Source organism: Paenibacillus massiliensis 2301065 = DSM 16942, assembly GCF_000377505.1.
In the GTDB taxonomy this organism is placed as follows: Bacteria; Bacillota; Bacilli; order Paenibacillales; family Paenibacillaceae; genus Paenibacillus; species Paenibacillus massiliensis.
In genome coordinates, this window is the sequence record NZ_KB898185.1 from 97,343 (window position 1) to 117,574 (window position 20,232).

Annotated in this window: 11 protein-coding genes; 1 reads left to right on the top strand and 10 read right to left on the bottom strand. The window is 49.6% G+C overall.

Features of this window, described 5'->3' with window-relative positions:
- Window positions 1-233: 233 nt before the first annotated feature.
- Window positions 234-1,298 (top strand): bifunctional 3-deoxy-7-phosphoheptulonate synthase/chorismate mutase, encoded by a 1,065-nt coding sequence (locus D328_RS0100390; RefSeq protein ID WP_018882952.1) that lies wholly within the window; start codon window positions 234-236, stop codon window positions 1,296-1,298.
- 174 nt (window positions 1,299-1,472) lie between these two features.
- Here D328_RS0100390 and D328_RS0100395 read toward each other — a convergent pair whose 3' ends face one another.
- The 10 genes from D328_RS0100395 to D328_RS0100440 all read right to left on the bottom strand — a co-directional run bounded on the left by D328_RS0100395 (window position 1,473) and on the right by D328_RS0100440 (window position 20,139).
- Complete coding sequence (locus D328_RS0100395; RefSeq protein ID WP_018882953.1) at window positions 1,473-2,324, bottom strand: Cof-type HAD-IIB family hydrolase; 852 nt, start codon at window positions 2,322-2,324, stop codon at window positions 1,473-1,475.
- Between the two features lie 168 nt (window positions 2,325-2,492).
- The gene (locus tag D328_RS0100400) at window positions 2,493-8,867 is read right to left on the bottom strand and encodes an invasin domain 3-containing protein (RefSeq protein WP_018882954.1); all 6,375 of its coding nucleotides are present in this window, start codon (window positions 8,865-8,867) and stop codon (window positions 2,493-2,495) included.
- A gap of 208 nt (window positions 8,868-9,075) precedes the next feature.
- On the bottom strand, window positions 9,076-11,679 hold the full coding sequence (locus D328_RS0100405) for a LuxR C-terminal-related transcriptional regulator (protein WP_018882955.1): 2,604 nt from the start codon (window positions 11,677-11,679) through the stop codon (window positions 9,076-9,078).
- A 180-nt stretch (window positions 11,680-11,859) separates the two neighbouring features.
- Entirely contained in the window at window positions 11,860-12,951 is a 1,092-nt protein-coding gene (locus tag D328_RS0100410) for a GerAB/ArcD/ProY family transporter (protein WP_018882956.1), read from the bottom strand.
- Window positions 12,952-12,969: 18 nt separating this feature from the next.
- Complete coding sequence (locus D328_RS0100415) at window positions 12,970-13,203, bottom strand: hypothetical protein (protein WP_018882957.1); 234 nt, start codon at window positions 13,201-13,203, stop codon at window positions 12,970-12,972.
- A gap of 1 nt (window position 13,204) precedes the next feature.
- Window positions 13,205-14,401 (bottom strand): Ger(x)C family spore germination protein, encoded by a 1,197-nt coding sequence (locus tag D328_RS0100420; protein WP_018882958.1) that lies wholly within the window; start codon window positions 14,399-14,401, stop codon window positions 13,205-13,207.
- Entirely contained in the window at window positions 14,398-15,978 is a 1,581-nt protein-coding gene (locus D328_RS0100425; RefSeq protein WP_018882959.1) for a spore germination protein, read from the bottom strand. Before D328_RS0100425 ends, D328_RS0100420 begins: the two co-directional genes overlap by 4 nt.
- Window positions 15,979-16,196: 218 nt before the next feature.
- The gene (locus D328_RS0100430) at window positions 16,197-16,619 is read right to left on the bottom strand and encodes a VOC family protein (protein ID WP_018882960.1); all 423 of its coding nucleotides are present in this window, start codon (window positions 16,617-16,619) and stop codon (window positions 16,197-16,199) included.
- 101 nt (window positions 16,620-16,720) lie between these two features.
- Window positions 16,721-18,208: a 6-phospho-beta-glucosidase gene (gene ascB / locus D328_RS0100435; protein ID WP_018882961.1), complete on the bottom strand. Its 1,488-nt coding sequence runs from the start codon at window positions 18,206-18,208 to the stop codon at window positions 16,721-16,723.
- 14 nt (window positions 18,209-18,222) lie between these two features.
- On the bottom strand, window positions 18,223-20,139 hold the full coding sequence (locus tag D328_RS0100440) for a beta-glucoside-specific PTS transporter subunit IIABC (protein ID WP_018882962.1): 1,917 nt from the start codon (window positions 20,137-20,139) through the stop codon (window positions 18,223-18,225).
- Between the last annotated feature and the right edge of the window lie 93 nt (window positions 20,140-20,232).

Here is a 20,232-nt window from a genome sequence, read left to right on the forward strand (position 1 = left end):
ACAATCCGTATCCCTTACGTTACAAGGCTGAAGTGAGAGATGGCACTTGCAATTTGCATACTTATGCGCATGCTTTGCCGTTTCTAATAAGGGTGGTACCACGGCTCCTCGTCCCTTGCGACGGAGGGCCTTTTTTGCATATTTTTTTACAGACAAACAGGCTATTTGCACCAGGCGATCACAGGAGTAAATACAAGTAAAACCCAATCATAATCAGAGGAGTGAAGGAAACGATGAGTTTGGAGCAATTAAGAGACAAGTTAAATGAGATTAACCATGACCTACTGAAGCTATTATCAGAACGCGCAGCACTGGTCCAGGAAATTGGACAACTCAAGGAAAAGCAGGGTGTTCCCAAGTTCGATCCTGTTCGTGAGAAGGATATGCTGGAGGAACTGGTCGCCGCCAATACTGGGCCTTTCCATAACGATACCGTAAAGCAGCTGTTTAAGCAGATTTTCCAAGCCTCCCTTCACCTGCAGGAAGACCAACACAAGAAACAACTGCTCGTTAGCCGTAAAAATCAAAAGGAAGACACCATCGTGTCCATTGGAGATGTGCAGGTAGGTGCAGGTAGCCCGATCATGATCGCAGGACCGTGCTCTGTCGAGAGTCTCGAACAAGTGCGAGAGGTTGCGGCTGCGTTGAAGCAGTCGGGCATGACGGTTATGCGTGGTGGTGCCTTTAAGCCTCGTACTTCCCCATATGATTTCCAGGGATTGGGCATTGAAGGACTTAAAATTCTGAAGGAAGTATCCGAGGAATTCGGTCTGAAGACAATTAGCGAGATTGTCCACCCGGCTCATATCGAGATCGCTGCTGACTATATTGATGTCATTCAGATCGGTGCCCGTAATATGCAGAATTTCGAGCTGCTGAAGGCAGCCGGGGACAGCCATCTTCCGATCCTGCTTAAGCGTGGTCTCGCGGCAACGATTGATGAATTCATTCATGCAGCAGAATACATCGTCTCACGGGGCAACAAGCAGGTCATGCTGATTGAACGTGGTATTCGAACCTATGAAAAGGCTACCCGCAACACGCTCGACATCTCGGCTGTGCCAATTCTGAAGCAGGAGACTCACCTCCCGGTATTGGTGGACGTTACTCACTCCACAGGTCGCAAGGACATTCTGGCTCCATGTGCCAAAGCAGCATTGGCTGCCGGAGCAGACGGCGTTATGGTCGAGGTGCATCCGAACCCTGCCGTTGCATTATCTGATGCAGCACAGCAGCTGAACATTGAGGAATTCGGGCGTTTCCTGGGCTCCGTGCGAGAGTCGGGTTTGTTGAAGTAATTTGTTGAAGTAAGTGGTGCTGACAGATACATATGGAAATAAATATCTGTGAAGCAACAAAGTCAGCGGACGCTTGGTAGCTCCGCTGACTTTGTCTATCTGCTGACCCTGTCTAATTGTAGCCTAGTGATCGTCAACTACCTTGACCGAATTTGATTTCATGTTAAATGATCCTTATATTAATCCGAAATGCACAAAGCTCTTATAAAGCCCATCGTTCTCCACGCTATCCGTTACATGATCAGCAAGACCTATTAACCCTGGCTTTGCATTGCCCATAGCAATCCCGACAGCACAGAATTCCAGCATCTCTGCATCATTCATGCCATCTCCAATCGCAATGGTGTTATCTCTGGACATTCCCAGATGCTCCAGCAGATATTCAATGGCTACGGCCTTGTGAATACCTGGAATCATCATTTCTCCACTATCTCTGCCGAAGGCCGGAACGGTGCATTGAATGACCTCGAATTTGCCCTGGAATTCCTCCTTGATTCGGCTAAAAGGAACCTCGCTTTCCAGAAAGCATACCTTATTGACGTCATCCTTGCAGAGATCAGCCTCACCATACGTCAGCCCCGTGATAAAAGGATGCGGTGAGCTCTCCTTCTTCTCTCTAGCCACAGGATCATTGTCGATATCTCCATAAATTCTCCGCTCCAGATGAGAGCGCAGATTGCGGCTTGCATAGAGGGCAGAATTCGATTCCAGATAGAAATCTATACCGTGTTCATTGAAGAAACGCACCATATGCTGCACATCCTCTGGCTGCACCTTTTTATGATAGAGCATCTCCCCCTGATACTCTACAAATCCACCTCCGGCACCGATAATTCCGTCGAAGCCGACATCCCATATCTCGTCATAGATTTCAGCCTTTGAACGCCCTGTGCACAGAAGCAATATATGACCATTTTCTCTGGCCTTTTTACAGGCAAGCTGGGCCGACTCCGGTACATAGCCATCATCAGTGACGAGCGTCCCGTCCACATCTATAAATACAATCTTTTGATCCGCTTTGTTCATCTTCCATTAGCTCCTTTGATTGTCCCAACTCAAGCAGTTGAGTGAATGTACACCCACTATAATTTCTGTAACGCATTACAAGTCAAGCTATTTTGCACAAAAAAAATCAGCAGGCAAGTTAGTGCCTACTGATTTCCCATAACTGTAATTACTGCGATTGTTGTAATATCATTGCTGCTGCATGATTCGGGCGAGTATCGACGCCGTCTCGGCACGAGTCGCGTTACGCTGAGGATACAATCGACTTTCCTGATCACCTATGAGAAGACCTTGCATCGAGAGTCTAGCTATATCAGCCTGAGCCCACCCTGCAATATCAGCATAATCCTGAACATTCAATCCCTTCCCCTGCATTGCTTTCCCTTGCTTCGCGTAAAAACCCTGCTCCGTTGACTCCTCACGCTCGCCCTGCTCTGCTGATGGAATGGCTCTGGCGATCATAACCATCATTTCCTGACGTGATACCGCAGTTTGGGGACGCAAGCTTCCATCCTCATAGCCTCGTACCCAACCTGCAAGGCTGGCTTTTCGCATCACGGCTTCGTACCAGTCTTCACCCTCATTCGGAAAAGATACATCGTCTTGATCGTCAGCAGGATGAAGCATTCTGTCCAGCATTGCGACCAACTCGGCCCGTGTGACGGGCTGTTCCGGCTCGAATCGTCCTGTTCCACGGCCTTGCACAATCAGCTTACTTGCGAGCAGTTCTACTGCTCGCTCCGCCCAGTGCCCCTTCATATCCGTGAAGGATTGGTGATTCTCCAGCAAGGTATAGTGCTTGCCAGTTGCAAGGCGAAGCTGTATGGTGCCCGGTAGAACAAGCTTAGCTGGGACATACCGGAAGTATCCAACGTGTGGATCATAGACGGCTGCCGTCCAGTACGGATCGGTCATGTCTGCCCATGTGCTGGCAGAGAACAATATGGACTGAGCACGCAAGGCAAGCAGCTGTTCATCGCCTTTCCCTTGCTGTCCGATGAGACTTACAGAGAATGGATGCTCGCGTATCACTGCCCCTATACCGTTAGCTGCACCCTTGAGAAGTACATGCGCTTCTTCATCAGCTAGTTGCAAGGTAAGTCGAATGGAATCGACCGTGGTTGCTCTAGCCGCCTCACTCAATTCCACAACAGGAACCTCCAGTACTCCTACGGGTGTATGCCATTCCAGCACCAGAGCAGGATTTTGCTCAAGTAGACGTGCCAGGGTGTTCTTCTCCATCAACACGCCCCATACGCTGGCGCTGTCCATCATCCTCACTGTGATTTTCCCTGAAGCAATCTGCTCGGCTGTCAGTGTGACCTGCTGATGCAGTTGTCCATCCTGTAGCAATTGGAGGCCAATGGATTGCCCTTGAATGACTGTTGGAGGCAGTGGACCCGGATTCATATCCACGTTCGCGCTTCCCGAGCCCTTCCCTGGAGCGGAGCCACCGTCTGATCCATCAGAGCTGCCATCATCTGATCCACCTGAGATATCGTCACCACCGCCTGAACTCGGCGGCTCATTCGCTTGTCGTGTCAGAACTATAACATCCGCAGTAGCCTCCAGCCCCTCGTAGCTTACGATCAGCTCCGTCATTCCTGGCTGAATGCCCAGCACGCGTCCCTGAACATCTACAGCTGCAAAGCTCTCATCCTTAAGATGATATAGCGCTCTTGAGGTGACGTCTTCTTCGGTTCCATCCGAATAATGAACTGTCACATGTAGCTGCCCATACTCTCCTTCTTTGACCTGATGGCGTGTAGCATCCAATTGCAGTCGTACAGGCAGTGCATAGACTGTGACTGGAGCACTGGCTCTCAGCGTCCCTCTGTCTCCCTCATAGACGGCCTCAATAACCGTCTGTCCGGTTCGCAGTCCCGTCATGTACCATCTGCCATCCAATCCCTGACCTATGCGAACCATACTGTCGTCATAGCGAAATTGTGTAGCATCGGTCTGATCGTGGATGAAATTATCCTGTCCATAGGTGACCTCAACGACGGTCTGAGCTGCCTCCCCCACCTGAATACGATAGGAAGAAGGGTTGAACCACATGCCCTTAGTGAAGGTGACCTGTACCGGGGCAAAGATCTGTTCCCCATTCATTAGCACACGGACATCTGCTGTACCTGGCTCCGTCGAGCGAATATCGAACTTATACAGCCCGGTCATAGCCTCTCCCGCTTCACCATAAGTGACTTCCGTCACGGTACCAAGAGAGGCTTCAATGCTCACTCCCTCAGCATTGGCCGTCGGATTCCCATAAGCATCCATGAGCTGAACTGTCACTCGTGCAGTCGCTGTGCCATTGGCAGGTAGCGCCATCTGAGAGACCGATACCTCTGACGCGGAGGCTAGTGGAGGGCCCGGGAGCCAATCGATCTGGGCGGAAGCCATTAATTCAATGCTATCCATAAATGCTCTAAGATGAGCAGTTCCCGACTTCGTTGAACGAAGTTCCGCCGTATACCTGCCCTCTCCCACATAGACTAACGGGGACAAGATTCCCAGGGAAGACTCGAGACGAAGCAACGATACATCCATTTCATCAGCGATCATATGTCCTGTAGCATCCTTTAGCTGTAGTGTAATCCGTGCAGTCTCTCTACCATTAGCTATCAACGTGCCTTGTTCAATCTCCAGAGTCGACGCTGTAGCTGAAGGCTTTCCTGCGACAAAATCCACCGTTATTGGAGCATTCATCAGCTCCATTCCATTCATCGTAGCGCTAATGACAGCCTCCCCTGTCTCACTAGACCTCAGATCTGCTGTATAACGCCCTTGTCCAGCATATTTCAGTTCACCTATCGTGCCCCGTGTCGAGGACAACTGCAGGCTCAGATAGGACACTTCTTCAATCAGATCATTGCCATACTGATCTCTTGTCTGAACCGTCACAGTAATCGCGTCGCTTCCGTCCGCCGTCGCTGAAGTCTGCGAGACTGCAAAGGTCGAGGTGTTCGCGACTGCAGGACCAGGTAGCAACTGGACCTCTCCCTGCTGCAGCACGGATTCTCCGTTCACAGAAGCCAAGAGTGCAGCAGTACCAGAAATTGTCCCTGCTGTCAGCTCCGCTGTATACGTGCCATCACCATGATCCGTGATCGGGCCCAGTATTCCTGTGCTGCTCCTTATGGTAACATCATCTCCACCAGCTGTAATCGTGTTGCCGAAGGCATCCTTTAGCTGCACCGTTACCGTCGTCGTATCCATACCATTGGCCGTTAGAGCCATATGGTCTATACGAAGCTCTGAAGTCGTCGCAGATGCAGGACCGGGTATAAATTCTACTGCTGTAGACGCAATAAGATTTGTGCCGTTAACTCTTGCTGATACGACAGCTCTGCCTGTCAGCGTACTGGACCATAATAGGACCGAATAGCTGCCGTCACCGTTGTCCACGGTATTCCCAAGTATACCGGCTGTCGTATTGAAGACCACCTGGTCCCCGCCTGCATCTAGTGCATTGCCGTAAGCATCCTTCAAGCGAACTGTAATCAGGCTCTGACTGAGACCGTTTGCTACAATCACAGGATGCAAGGACTCGATGGCAGAACGATCTGTTGACACCATTCCTGGTACGATGCGAATGGAGAGCCTTTCCTGCAGCTTGCTACCATTCACCATAGCCTCTATTGAAGATATACCTATAGCCTCGGGTGCTGTGAACATAGCACTATATTGGCCATTCCCGTGATCCTGGACATGATCAATCGTACCGCTTGTGGTCTGAAAGACAACCTGATCCCCGCCACTGGATAACGGATTGCCATGCAGGTCTAGCAGTTGTACTGTTAATTCCGTACTACCACTACCCGCGACCAGCCTATCCTCCGCAGCGGTTAGCATCGACCTCGATGCAGCGGCTGCTCCGGCGACAAAGGCTACCTCGACCGTCTGCTGGAAGGTGGTGTCGGACAGTCTTGCTGACACGACAGCAATTCCGGTCTTATTTGCAGAACGCAAGGTTGCCGTGTATTGACCATTCCCCAGGTCCGTTACGTTGGACAAGAAGCCTGCTGTAGTGCTCATGCTCACGGTTCCAGCTGACGTAGTCCGTGGATTACCATAACGATCTATAGTCCGCAGGGTAATGGTTGTCTGGCTACTTCCATTAGCGACGATCGAGCCTGTGGCCGCCTTGAATTCAGACCGTTCCCTCGATGTCTCTCCCGGAACGATATGAACGATCGGTGAGGACTGCAGCATGCTACCATTCACGGTGGCTTTGATCGCCCCACTACCTACAATTGTGCCTGCATTCAAAGATGCCGCGTAGCTGCCATTACCGAGTGCGGTTACCTGCGTGAAGGTACCAAGTCCGTATTCCAGTCTGACAACATCCCCGGCGGACGTAAGTTCATTGCCGTGGGCATCCTTCAGTTGTACGTGAACCTGCTGACTACCCTCTCCAGCCACCATGGAAGTCAGAGGCACAATAAGCTCTGAAGTCTCGGCAGATGCAGGACCAGGAACGAAGTGAATCGTTGCTGTTTGCTGAATCGCTGTATTATCTACTGTAGCCGTGACTACAGCCGTGCTACTCTGGGTTGGTGACCGTAGCTGAGCTGTGTATGTCCCATTTCCCAGATCTCTTACGATGCCTACAGTACCGCTTGTTGTGCTTATGCGTACTGAACGCCCTCCCGTAGTAATCGAATTGCCATTGGCATCCTTCAGCTGCAAGGTAATGGTGGACTCACTGCCGCCATCTGCGGTCAATGTCGTAGCACTGGTATTTAGAGTAGACACCGCAGCAGAAAAAGCACCTGGAACAAATTGCAGCCTCGCTTGCTGCTGCAAGGACACGCCGTCAACCGTTGCCGTGACTATAGCTTCTCCTGTTCTTGTCGGCGACCGCAGTTGAGACACATACGAACCGTTGCCCATGTCTCTTACGCTGCTCAATGTACCATTTGTCGTGCTGAATCGAACCGTCCGTCCGCCCGTAGTGATCGGATTACCATTGGTATCCTTCAGCTGCACCGTAAGTGTAGACTCACTGCTGCCATCTGCCGTCACGATCGCCGGACTTGCAATCAAGGTCGAAAGTGCTGCCGAAGGGGCCAATGCATTCAGGACGACTGTTGCGCTGGATGCTAAGGGATAGCCATTCAGCGTGCCCGTGATCACAGCATTGCCCGATATCATAGGCGCAGTCAGCTCTGCTGTGTATGTGCCGTCACCATGATCGGTGACCGCTCCTAGCTGTCCGAGCGTAGAGCTGAGTTGCACCATGCCTTCACTGGAACCCAGCAGATTATTGACACCATTACGAAGCGTGACAGTAATCGTTGCTTGACTGAACCCGTCTGCATCAATTCGGTTAGGCGTAGCACTTATGGCAGAGCGAGCCGGATAGACTTGAATTGCCTGTGTTAGATAGCGATTCGGGGAATTCGAGGGGATTCCTAATTCTCCATAAGCAGTCCAGCCCGCTCCCCACACGGTGCCGTCGTTCTTCAGGACCAGACCATGATTATCACCTGCAGAAAAATCGGCTATGTCGCTAATAAGACTGCCTGCCATCTGCAGGTTCCGGTTCTGCATCCCCCACCACCATACTGTCCCATCCGCCTTCTGGGCCATACTAAGACGCCCGCCACCCGAAATGCGGACCACACTTGTGAGCGGAATTGAACCGGACTGCAGCACCTGTATCGCCTTATTGCTGCTAGTTACTCCTGAGCCTATTCCCAGATTGTAGTTCTCATTGTAGCCCCAGCTCCATACTGTCCCATCATCACGGAGGGCTAGACCGCCTAAACGGTGACCCACAATGCTTCTGACAGCCCCAAGTGGTTGATCGGAGCTGTCCATTACCTGAACTGGATAGGCCGAGCCATTGCTCGACTGTCCATTCCCGAGCTGGGATAGTCCATTATGTCCCCATGCCCAGACGGTTCCATCTTGCTTGAGCAGCATGGAGTGATAATCACCGACTGCAACCTCCTTCACACCTGTGAGGTAAGTGCTGCTCGAAGCTTTGATCTGAATAGCTCGTGAATACATGCTATCCCACGAGTCCGACAACATATTCGAGCCGTTGCTTCCCCAGCCCCATACCGTGCCATCCGTTTTGAGGGCAAGCACATGGCTGTAACCTGCGGCTATACTCTGTACCTGTGTCAATGGTGACCCGTCGGACTGCATCACCTGAACGGCTTGGGACAAATTTTCAAGAGAACCGTTCCCTAGAGTTCCAGTGTTACCCTTTCCCCAAGCCCAGACGGTACCATTCTCTAGCAAGGCTACAGAGAAATATCCACCTCCGTAGACAGCCTTTGCGTTCGATAGTGGTGCACCGTCTCTCTTGGTCACCTGCACCGGTCGATAGTGACTGGTCGTTGTACCATCCCCGAGCGCGCCAGCGGAATTGTCTCCCCAAGCCCACACCGTACCATCCTCTGCAATGAGCAGAGAGTGCAGGTACCCTGCACCGACTGTCTTCACTCCTGTAGGAAAAATGGAGTCCGCAGCTTGTGCCTTTGGCGCCAGTTGGGGCATCGCGAGCAACATGACGAGCAGCACACAGCCTATTTTTCGAAATACTTGCAATGTAACCTCCCCTTCATGGTAGTTCGGTAGCTGTAGACGAACGACGAAAATGAAGCCAGGTCGTCAATGCTACCAGCCGTATCGACATACTAGCACAATCGAGTATGAGGGAATACTAACCAAAGTTAACTGTTCTAAAAAAAAGAAGCCCCTGGTTCAGGAGCTTCATCTCATGCATTCATTTCTGATTTGTTAATCTCCGGGTTCATTAGTCCTTTGCTTCCTCCAACCTCGTACGGCTAGCTTGGATACTATTCGAGGTAGCCAGAACAGCCTGTGTGCGTGAACGGACACCCAGCTTGCTATAGATCCGGTTCAGATAGACCTTTATTGTCCCAAGCGTCAGGCCCATCTGATGAGCAATCTCCTGGTTCGTGCAGCCGCTATGCAGCAGCCGAACCACCTCCAGCTCTTGTGCGCTAAGAGAATCCATACCAGCATAAGAGTTAGGAATGGATATTTCCCGCTCTGCTTGGGGCTGCATTGCCACCAATAACACGTTGATATATTCCTTCAGAGCCGATTGCTGGTCTGGAGATACCGCAGTAACAATCTCTTGCAGCAGCTCTCTCATCCACTTTCCTTCATCTATAAACGTACGAATATATCGGAAAGGCAGAACGAGCAACAAGGCCTCATTAAGTCTTTCCACAGCTTCTTTTTTCCTGCCACGAATATATTCCGCCTTCGCCTGGAGCACCATCGTCAGAGCAAGGATATTGACCATTCTCACTTCTTCCGCTTGCAACCTCAGTGTGGTCAGCAGGGCAAGCGCGTCCTCTCCCCGCCCATTAGCCATGTGCAAGCGCGCCAGTGTCACAGTCTCTTGAACGTTCCCCAGGTGAACGCGGTGAGACGCTGCGTCCTCTTGGCCCTGAAGCTGTTCTCTACTTGCTGCCAGATTCTCTCCTTCACCCAGATTCAGTTCCACAAGGTAAGCCCGCAGTGCTCTATACCAATGGCCATCTGTTGCAGGGTCTAGACGCTGCATACTTTCCTGAATCATAATCCGGGCTGCTGCAGGCTCACCTGCCGCCAGTCGACGCTTCGCCATCATGATCCGCACAGGCACATACAAGCCCGGTACCTCCAAATATCTCCCATCTGCAATCAGTCTGCTCAGGAACTCATCGCACCGATCCAGCTCGTTCCATTCGTAGTATCCCTCCGCAAGCGATTGGATGACATATTGACACATTAATGACTCTGACCAGCCATTGCGGCTCAGAATGGAACAGATACGCTCCCCGACCTCTGCTGTAGTGGGCGTAATTACACCCTTCAGGCCAAATGTCGTATTTCTTACAAGCGGTTGATTGAAATTATAATTAAAATCATAAAATACCGGGTCCTTCGGCAGTCGATAAGGGATCGAGTCCGCGAACTGGAACCACTCCTCGAACTGCCCTGAATAGAAGGCATCATTAGCCTTCACAAAAAACAAACCACTCAGCCATTCTGACTCGACCTGTTGTGAGCGGCCCAGTAATTCCTGCTCCAGTTGCTCTATCAAGCTCTGTGTCACCTGCCGCTGCCCCATGAACAAATGTACAAATGCATTGACCAACTGCAGGCGCGGCGGCAACGCAAAGGATGCTGGAAAACGGGCAAAATCATTCTGCAGCAGCGTGAACTCCCCACGCGTAACCAGTTCATGCAGATGCCTGTCGAGCAGCGAAGCAGCCAGCTCATAATCCTCAGCCATGAAGGCATGATCAATGGCTTCCTCGCTTAAGCCCAGCTGAGCATGGACCAGGCTGGCCTGTCTGTGCAGCTCACTCCAGCGTGCAGGAGCTTGCTGCTTCAGCATACGGGCGTAAAATTCACGAACCAGATGATGATAGCGGTATTCGTCTTGCTGAATGTGCACCAGAAACAGACCGTTTCGTTCCAGAAATGCCAGCTTGCTGTTGCAGCTCCCCTGGCCAGTAATATCGGCGCACAATGCAGCATTGAACTTTCTTAGAATAGAGGTCTCTAACAAAAAAGTACCCATCTGCTCATCGAGACCCTTCCATAACTCTTGAAAAAGATACTCCTCAAGCTGCTGTCCAACATGTCCTGTGTGAATCCAGGCAGACCACTGGTCACTACTTCGCTGCTGCAATGACATCAAGGCAAGCTGCAGGCCTGCGGCCCAGCCTTCGGTGCGCGCTACCAGAGCTTCTATCCACTGTGATGGCAGGGCAACCTCCAGCACAGACTGACAGAGCTGTTCAGCATCTTGTGTCGTAAATGCCAGTTCTTTTGCGTTAATACGCTTCACTTCACCACGAACAATCCATTTGTGCAGTCCTTCGAATGGGGGTTCAAACCGTGAAGCGAGCACCACTTGTATAGATGAAGGCAGATGCTCCAGCCAATAGTGAAGACTTCCATGGATTTCGGGGCGTGTAATCAGATGGTAATCATCAAGTGCCAGCATTATGGGCTCCGGTACATCATACAGTTCATTCAAGCATTGATCCAGAAATTGATGTAGTGCGTGCTCCTGATGTTCGGCCAGCAGTGGAAGCAAGCGCTCGGTAGCCCCGGCAGCGAGGTGAGGAGCCAGCGCATGTACAACGTATCGCCAGAATCGGCGCAGGTCGTTATCGTGCTCCCCTAGAGAATACCAAGTCGTTCGCGCTGAGCTCATCTGCATATATTGGGCCATGGCCGTCGTCTTTCCACTCCCGGCAGGAGCAACAATCAGTATTAGCTTTGGCGAAGATAAGCCACGGACAGGCTCATGCAACGCGGCTCTTTTTACCAGATTAGGTCTTAAAGCAGGCATTTGAAGCTTGTATTTCAAAATAACAGGGGTATTCATGATGTGAAGCCTCCATTGCTGTGGGCGTGGAATTCGTACTTTATTATAGCGTCAAATTCTCTCTACCGGAATGCCTAAGCATCTAGTTCTGTAATACGCCCTTGAGTTCATGAATCGATCAGGGAATTAATGAAGTTACTGCTGATAATGCAAAAATACACCGCTTGGATGTCTGTGGTATCAAGTCACTTTCCTGATCCAGTGCCGTATCAGTGCAATAACGAGCAGTAACAGTGGAATCACCAGCATCATCGTGTATGAGTACAAGTACCACGTTTCGAACAGGAACTCTAGATATGCTGTAACGTTGGGATAGACTAACGAAGTATACACAACCATTAGAATACCAACCGGATAGGTGTATAACTGATAATTTCTCATATTCAGCGTCTGTGCCAGGCTCAATACAGTACTAAACAAACATACTGTCGTCTTGATGAATACACCCAAAAACCAGAGAGCCAACATGATGACTTCCACACGCTGCAAAAACTGTCCCAGACTGATCTTCTTAGCAAGCACGAAGGCCGGGAACAGGTTTCTTGCCGAAAAATCAGGGCCAAGTACAAGCATAGAAATGGTTGTCACCATGACGATAATTAGCCCACCAATTCCTGCCCCAAGCAGCAAAGCTTTCGGGATATGCTTTGGTCGATTTACAAATGGTGCCACCATCATGAAGCACACAAGCTCTTGAATGGAAGCAAAATGAACCCCCGCATACACAATTGGCCCAATACCAGCCTCAAATACAGGCTCAATTTTCGTAACATCAATAAGGGGAATTAACGCAATAAAAATGAACAAGAAGCAGAGAAATATAAATGGGGCAAATAACTCAGCTGCTCGTGAGAAGACCTCAAGCCCATAACGAACAGCCATGACCACAACCAAAGTAAAAGTGATGTGAATGGCGATTAACGGAGTATCTGTGAAGATCGTCGTAACAATAAAGTTAGCGGTTAAATTAATCAGATAGACCGTTAGAAGAAAGAAAAAAAGGACATACAGGATCGAAATGGCCTTTCCCAGCCACTTGCCTAATATGACCTCTGTCATTTGTGCCAGGGTCAGGCCCGGATACATATTCAAGAGCAAAATATACAAAGAAACCATTAGTATGTTCACCAGCATACCAATGATAGATGAGATCCAGGCATCTTGTTTCACCTGTATCGCTAGCAGTGAGGCAACAACCAATATGGACGTACCAAATGTAAAGTTAATCGTCAAAATCGTTAGTTGCCGACTGCTTATTTTCTCTGTTTCCATAACGGATTTTTGCCCCTTTCACTTTAAAAGCAACTGAATCTGTTCATGGATCGGCTTGAAAATCGTTGTAAGAATCATTGTAGGATTGGGGAGCTCGAACTCAAACGATTGCAGCATCCCAGCAACGAAAGCACATCCTAGCAAGATATAGAACACGGCCTTATCCTTACGGTTCGCGATTCGGCTTACATGCGGTTTTTCCAGTAGAAAAACCGCAGCCACTGCAACAGTTACCAGAAACAAGCCCCGCATATCACTGCTTCACCTCATAGGTATTAGTAGTTCTGCCCATCCCTCTCAATTGAACGTCCACATGTACACTTATCTGCATCTGCTCAAAATGATGATCCCAATTCTCCTTCCACAGCTTCCATTGCTTGGGATTGGCCCGATGAATAGTGCTGCCCATACCAAGAAAGTCAATATGAAACGTTTCTTGAGCTTTTTGAACGGTATGCTCCAATTGTTCTTTTAAATACTTCTCCATCTCCTTTTCCAGCTGTTGTATCGTTGCCTCCTGGGTCAGATCAAGGCTGCAGCTTACCTCTCCCACATCAGCCTGAACCTTGACCTCAATTGCACCTACTGGCTGGTTGTTCATTACGAATCCCTTGATTTTACTTTTAGCAGACAGGACTTTCAGCGTTATTGTACCTTCACTTTGAGGACACGGTACGACCTCCACAGTACTCCTAATAGAGTCGGTTATATAGCTATACGCCTTGCCTTCCTCTTCATTGAGCCAGCCTATCAGTTTGTCGTTGTGAAATACTGCCATACCATCATATTGGAGTAGCACATTACCTTGAATTTTCTGCGTGTTCTCCTGCAGACCAGCCATTTCCTTATCTCCTACAATTCTGATTATGCCGAGTACCGGGTCTTTTCCTACCGTCCCTATTTCATTGATCAGTTCGTCCAGAGTAACTTTAGCCGTTGCACCCCATGCTCTACTTGTCGCCTCTAATGAGGCATACAATTTGTTGGAGGGAATTTTCTCAAGGATCGTCAAAGTTCTCATGATGTCAGCAGCCTGAGTCTGCTTGCTAACGAGGATATAAAAATCCGTTCGAAACAAATAATTGCGGGATAGATAATCCAGCATATGTCCAATTCCAGCTCTTGCCGCCTCTTCCCCAATGACTACAACGCGTAGATGAGAGGCATACAAACGGCGAGGAGAGACGAGCGTAACTCTGCGAAATACTTCAAACAAGGATTTTCCCTTGATCGTATAGGTAGCTACTGGAGCAAGACTTCCTCCTGTTTTGGAGCCAGCAACCGCACTCGGATTAATGACCTGGATGGTTACTGAATACTGATCATCTATCTTGTCAATTCCAAGTCCGGCAACAATAGCCAGCTCATTCAGTTCCCTTTTGTTCCAACATCCGGTCAGCAATAGACTCACACAGCATATGCAGCAGCACGTCTTGAACCATATTTTCATGATAGCCTTCCTTCATCGTCAGCTTCTGGACGTGTGCGAACATTATTGACTGGCTTCATAAATACTGGACGCTTCAGCATGGCCCATCGCGGCACACGAATCAATACATCCTCCTGATCATGCTTGCTGAATGGGGCTATTGTGCCTAGATAGGGAACACCAAAGGATCTAAGACTACACATATGGAGGGTAATGGCAATAATTCCGATAGTCACGCCATATAATCCAAAGGTAGCCGCCAGCACCATCAGGATGAATCTCAGTATGCGGGCAGATATGCCAATATTAAAAGAGGGAGATACGAAATTCGCAATGGCTGTAGAGGCTACAACAATAACCATGGCAGCCGATACGATACCTGCTTCTACGGCAGCTTGGCCGATAACCAAAGTACCTACGATGGAGATCGAAGATCCAATTGCCCGCCCCATTCGCGTCCCCGCCTCTCGTAATACTTCAAACATAACCTCCATCATCAGGGCTTCCACAAAAGCTGGCAGTGGAACACCTTCCCTTTGTGCCACCAAGGTGACAATAAGCTCTGTAGGTATCAATTCATGATGATAGGTGGTGACTGCTAAATAAATTGAAGGAGCTAGTAGAGAGATGACGAAGGAAAAATATCGAAGTAAACGAATCAGAGAGGCGATATCCCAGCGTTGATAGTAGTCCTCACTGGCCTGAAAAAATTGTATGAACTGCGTTGGGCAAATGAGGACAAATGGCGTGCCATCGACCAAGATGACAATCCGTCCCTCCAATAATGCCGCAGCAGCAACGTCGGGTCGATCTGTATTTTGCACCGTCGGGAATGGCGTAAAGGTCTTATCTTGAATTAGTTCCTCGACATAACCACTTTCCAGAATCCCATCAATATCAATTTGGGTAAGCCTGAGTCTGACCTCTGCGACAATGTCCTTGTTGGCAATGCCATCAATATACATCATACCTACTTGTGTGCCGGTTACCCTGCCCAAGCGAAACATTTCAAGCCATAGATGAAGACTTTTAATCCTCCGACGAATTAACGCCGTATTGGTCCCGATGGATTCAATGAAGGCATCCCGCGGCCCTCTGATGACCGTTTGGGTCGACGACTCAGAGACGCTACGCTCCTCGCCTCCAGCAGAAGAGGCAATCAGCGCAGTAGCACAGCCATCCAGCAATACTACCGTACTGCCAGACAGTAAGAAGTCATATATATTGTCCAGCTCATTCGTTTCCTTTACCTCTGTTGTCGTTAACACTTCCTTTACCTGATCAAGCCGATCCTCATCAGGCAATACAGCTTCCTTATGAAGGAGCTGTCGTCCTTCTGCTTGCAATGGTTCTACAATATGTCTTAACACGATTTGGGAATCTACAAGCCCAGTGGTGTACAGGACCGCAATGCTGTCCCTTATGTTATTCCAATAGTATGTCTGAATAACAATATCCGGGCTATTACCGCTCTCATTTCGGATCATCTCTATATTTCTGTTAAGTGATCTATGTAATGACTGTTCGGATACCTGTTGCTCTGTACGGATAGAATCATCTGCAGATGGATTCAATGGATTATGACGGGTTCTTCTCATCCTACTTCACCTCAGGTCGCTTAATCTTGCTGCTTCGAATGGCTACGAAAGCAAAGATGCTATTGGATAATTATTTCCAATAGCATCTTTCATTTATACCATCATTTTTCTGCAAATCTCACCTATCAAGAGAAAAACGCCCCTTGCATATCCGATAACATGAGTCTGCACATGTTCGAATGCAAGAGGCTTATTAAAGTTTGTTTTGAACAGGCTAATTACACTGTATTGCAGTTGACATGGAAAAGAACACCGTATTTATCTGTCACCATACCATAGGCTGGGCTCCAGAACGTCTCCTGGATCGGCATAATTACATTGCCGCCCTCCTGCAGCTTGCCGAAGATGGTGCGTGCTTCCTCCGGGCTGTCGGCCTGAACCGATACCGTCACATTATCGCCCTTGGTATGAGGCATTCCAGGGAACGTATCAGACAGCATCAGCATAGAGTCGCCAATCTTGATCGAGGCATGCATAATCCGATCCTTCGCTTCAGGTGGTGTAGGATGGTTCGGATCCGACGGAGAATCCCCAAAGGTCGAGATCATCATTACCTCGCCCCCGAATACTTCCTTATAAAACTCAACCGCTTCACGACCATTACCATCAGTAACCAGGTAGACATTCAATCCCACTGCCATATCTGCGTCAACTCCTATGTCCATAGTGTGGTAGATACTTCATCATTATACCCTACCATTATGTTCGAGTAGTGCAGCCATTAACCATATCTATATTAAAATTAGCTCAAGTCTTCTCCGTTAGAGGCGATAGCCTTCTTATACCAATAGAAGCTATCCTTGCGGGAACGCTCCAGCGTCCCCTGTCCATGGTCATCCTGATCCACATAGATGACTCCATAGCGCTTGGACATCTCCGAGGTAGAAGCGCTGATGATATCAATGGCTCCCCAGCTTGTATAGCCCATCACCTCGACACCATCCATGACGGCTTCCTTCATCGCGGTAATATGCTTGCGCATGTAGTCAATTCGATACTGATCATGAATGGAGCCATCCGCTTCCACCTGATCTCGTGCGCCGAGACCATTCTCAACTACAAATAGTGGTACACCGTAGCGGTCATACAGCTCCTTCAGGACAATACGCAGCCCAAGCGGGTCCATCTGCCAGCCCCATTCCGTGACCTCCAGGTTCGGATTCTTGACCGAGCTGTAGAGGTTGGCGCCCGTCACACCATATTTCTCAGGCGTCGTCGTGGATACCAATGAAGTGTAATAGCTGAAGGAGATGAAATCTACCGTATACTTCCGCAGAATTTCCTCATCCTCTGGCTCCATCACCACGGTAATCCCCTGCTCGGCAAAATAACGATGGATAAAGGCAGGATAGACTCCCCGTACCTGTACATCCGTATGCAGCAGATTCAACTGATTATCGACCAAGGCTTGATGAACGTCATCCGGACTGCTCGTAGCTGGATAGTGAATCATTCGTGCTAACATACAGCCAATCTGGAACTCGGGATTAATCTCACGGGCAAGCTTGGTAGCCAGACTGCTGGCAACGAACTGATGATGCAGCGCCTGATAGGAGGCTTCCTGTACGTTCTCCACCCGGTCCTCCACTACACCGCCGCCAGTGAACGGTTCAATGATCGTCGTATTAATCTCGTTGAAGGTAAGCCAGTATGTGACGAGATCCTTGTAGCGATTCATGACGGTCTCGGCATATTTCAGATAGAAGGCTACTACCTTCCGATTCGTCCAGCCTCCATAGTTCAGTACCAGCGAGATCGGCATTTCGTAATGAGAGAGCGTCACAATCGGCTCGATGCCATGCTTCTTCATTTCTGTAAAGACGTTCTCATAGAATTGTAGACCTTGCTCGTTCGGCTCTGCATCATCCCCGTTCGGGAAAATACGTGCCCAGTTAATGGATAGGCGGAATGCCTTGAAGCCAAGCTCTGCGAACAAGGCGATATCCTCTTTATACCGATGATAAAAATCGATGCCGTATCGCTTCGGATATCCCTCGGCACTCTGATGGGCAATAGCCTTCTCAATCGTCTCACTGCTGACGTGCATCAAGGCTTTGAGATTCGTGTAGTCCTTCTTCTCGAAGTAAGGGACCATATCTGCCGTCGATAGTCCTTTGCCTCCTGCATCAAAGGCACCCTCTGCCTGATTGGCAGCAATTGCCCCTCCCCACATGAAATGCTGCGGGAATCCCTTCAGGTAATCTTTTGGCAGCTTCGGGTTGGCTGTCATATTATCACTCCTCATCAAGAATTAGATGTCGTCTTCACTTCAAGCACTGGCTGAGTAGCAGATACCTCACCAAGCTTCAGAGCCTGAATCGATTCATATTCAGCCGTATTGGTCACGACCATGACGCTAGTGATGTCGTACTGCTCGGCAATCTTATCCAGCTCGAAGCTCAGCAGCTTGTCGCCGGCCCGCACAATATCTCCAGTCTGAACATACGCTTCGAAGAATTGACCGCGCAGCTTCACAGTATTGATACCTATATGGATTAGCAGCTCTGCCCCTTGCTCACTGCGAATGACGATGGCATGCTTGGTCTTGAATACATTCATGATCTTCCCGTTCACCGGAGACACCAGTTCACCATTCGCCGGAACGAAGCCGATGCCCTTACCCATCATTTCCTCGCCAAAGGTCGGATCATTCACCTCGTTTAGTGGAATGATCTTGCCATTCACAGGTGAGCCCACTGTCTCATCATGAAGCTCATAATGCTCCTCCTCCACAGTCGTGACGGAAGAAGTTGAAGACTCGGATACCGCTTGACCTTCAGCAGCCTTCCCCTGCTCACCTTCCAGTGGTGCAACAGCGTCCTCCTTGATCCCCATAATAACGGAAGCCACCAACGATACTACGAACGCAATCGCCAGACCACCCAGCGCATAGCCGAAGGTAGGACCGATGAAGGCAGGGATGCCTGGCAGACCACCATTTCCAGCTAGTACATAGGCATTAACACCGAACATCAGGGCGAAGCCGCCACCAGCAGCACTACCGATCATTCCAGCTACGAATGGCTTCTTGTAGCGCATATTAATTCCGTACATCGCCGGCTCGGTCACACCCATGAGCGCGGTAATGGAGGTTGATAATGCCAATGATTTCAGCTTCTTATCCTTAGCACGGATGAATACCCCTGCAGTCGCACCTGCCTGCCCCATATTGGAGATATACGTAAGTGGCAGAAATTTATCAAAGCCCAGATTCGCCAGATTGCTGAGAATGACCGGAACTAGCGCATAGTGCATTCCCGTCATGACGATTAGTGCCATACCGCCTCCCAAGAGAAGCCCTGCCAGCAAGCCGCCCTCGGACAGCAGCCAGTTGATCCCGCCAGACAAGCCGTTACCGATCAGCGTACCGAGTGGTCCAATAGCAATCATCGTAATCGGGACGACAACGAGCAAGCTGAAGAGCGGAACGAGCAGCAGCTTCAGCGAAGCTGGGATGATGCGGTTGAAGCCCTTCTCTACATAAGACAGCAGCCAGATGGAGAGCAGAATGGGAATGACCGATGATGCGTAGCTTACCGATACGACCGGAATTCCCAAGAAGCTGACCGGATTGCCGCTGGATAGCAGCGCGCCGATGTCCGGTGCCATCAAGGTCATACTGACCGCAGCCGCTACATATGGATTGGCATTGAATTTACGAGCTGCGCTGAAGGCAATCAGCATCGGCAGGAAATAGAACACACTGTCCCCGATTGCTGATATAATGCGGTACGTATCTGTACCTGCTGTTGCCCAGCCCAGAGACACGAACAGTGCAATGAATCCTTTGAGCAGACCCGCTCCAGCTACAGCCGGCAAAATCGGTGCAAATACACTCGCAATGAATTCGAACAGGCGAGATATGACATTTTTGGAGCTTGCGCCTTCTGTGGGTACTTCCTTCTTCTCTTTCAAGTCGGGATGCTGCTCCGTCAACGCATCGAACACCTTGGATACGTCATTGCCAATAATGACCTGATACTGCTCCCCAGCAATGTTCGTACCCATAACCTTATCTAGTCGCTCCAGCGCTCCTTTATCCGCCTTGGCGTTATCCTTCAGCTCAAAGCGGAGCCGAGTTACACAGTGATAGACAGAATTAATATTGCTCTTACCGCCGACACTCTCCACGATTTTCTTCGCTGTCTCCTGATGATTCAAGAGGAATCCCCCCATTTTCAATTTGTTGAACCAATACAAAAAACCGGACAATGACAAAGAGAGTCCGCGTCTGCGTTCCATCCTCACATCATC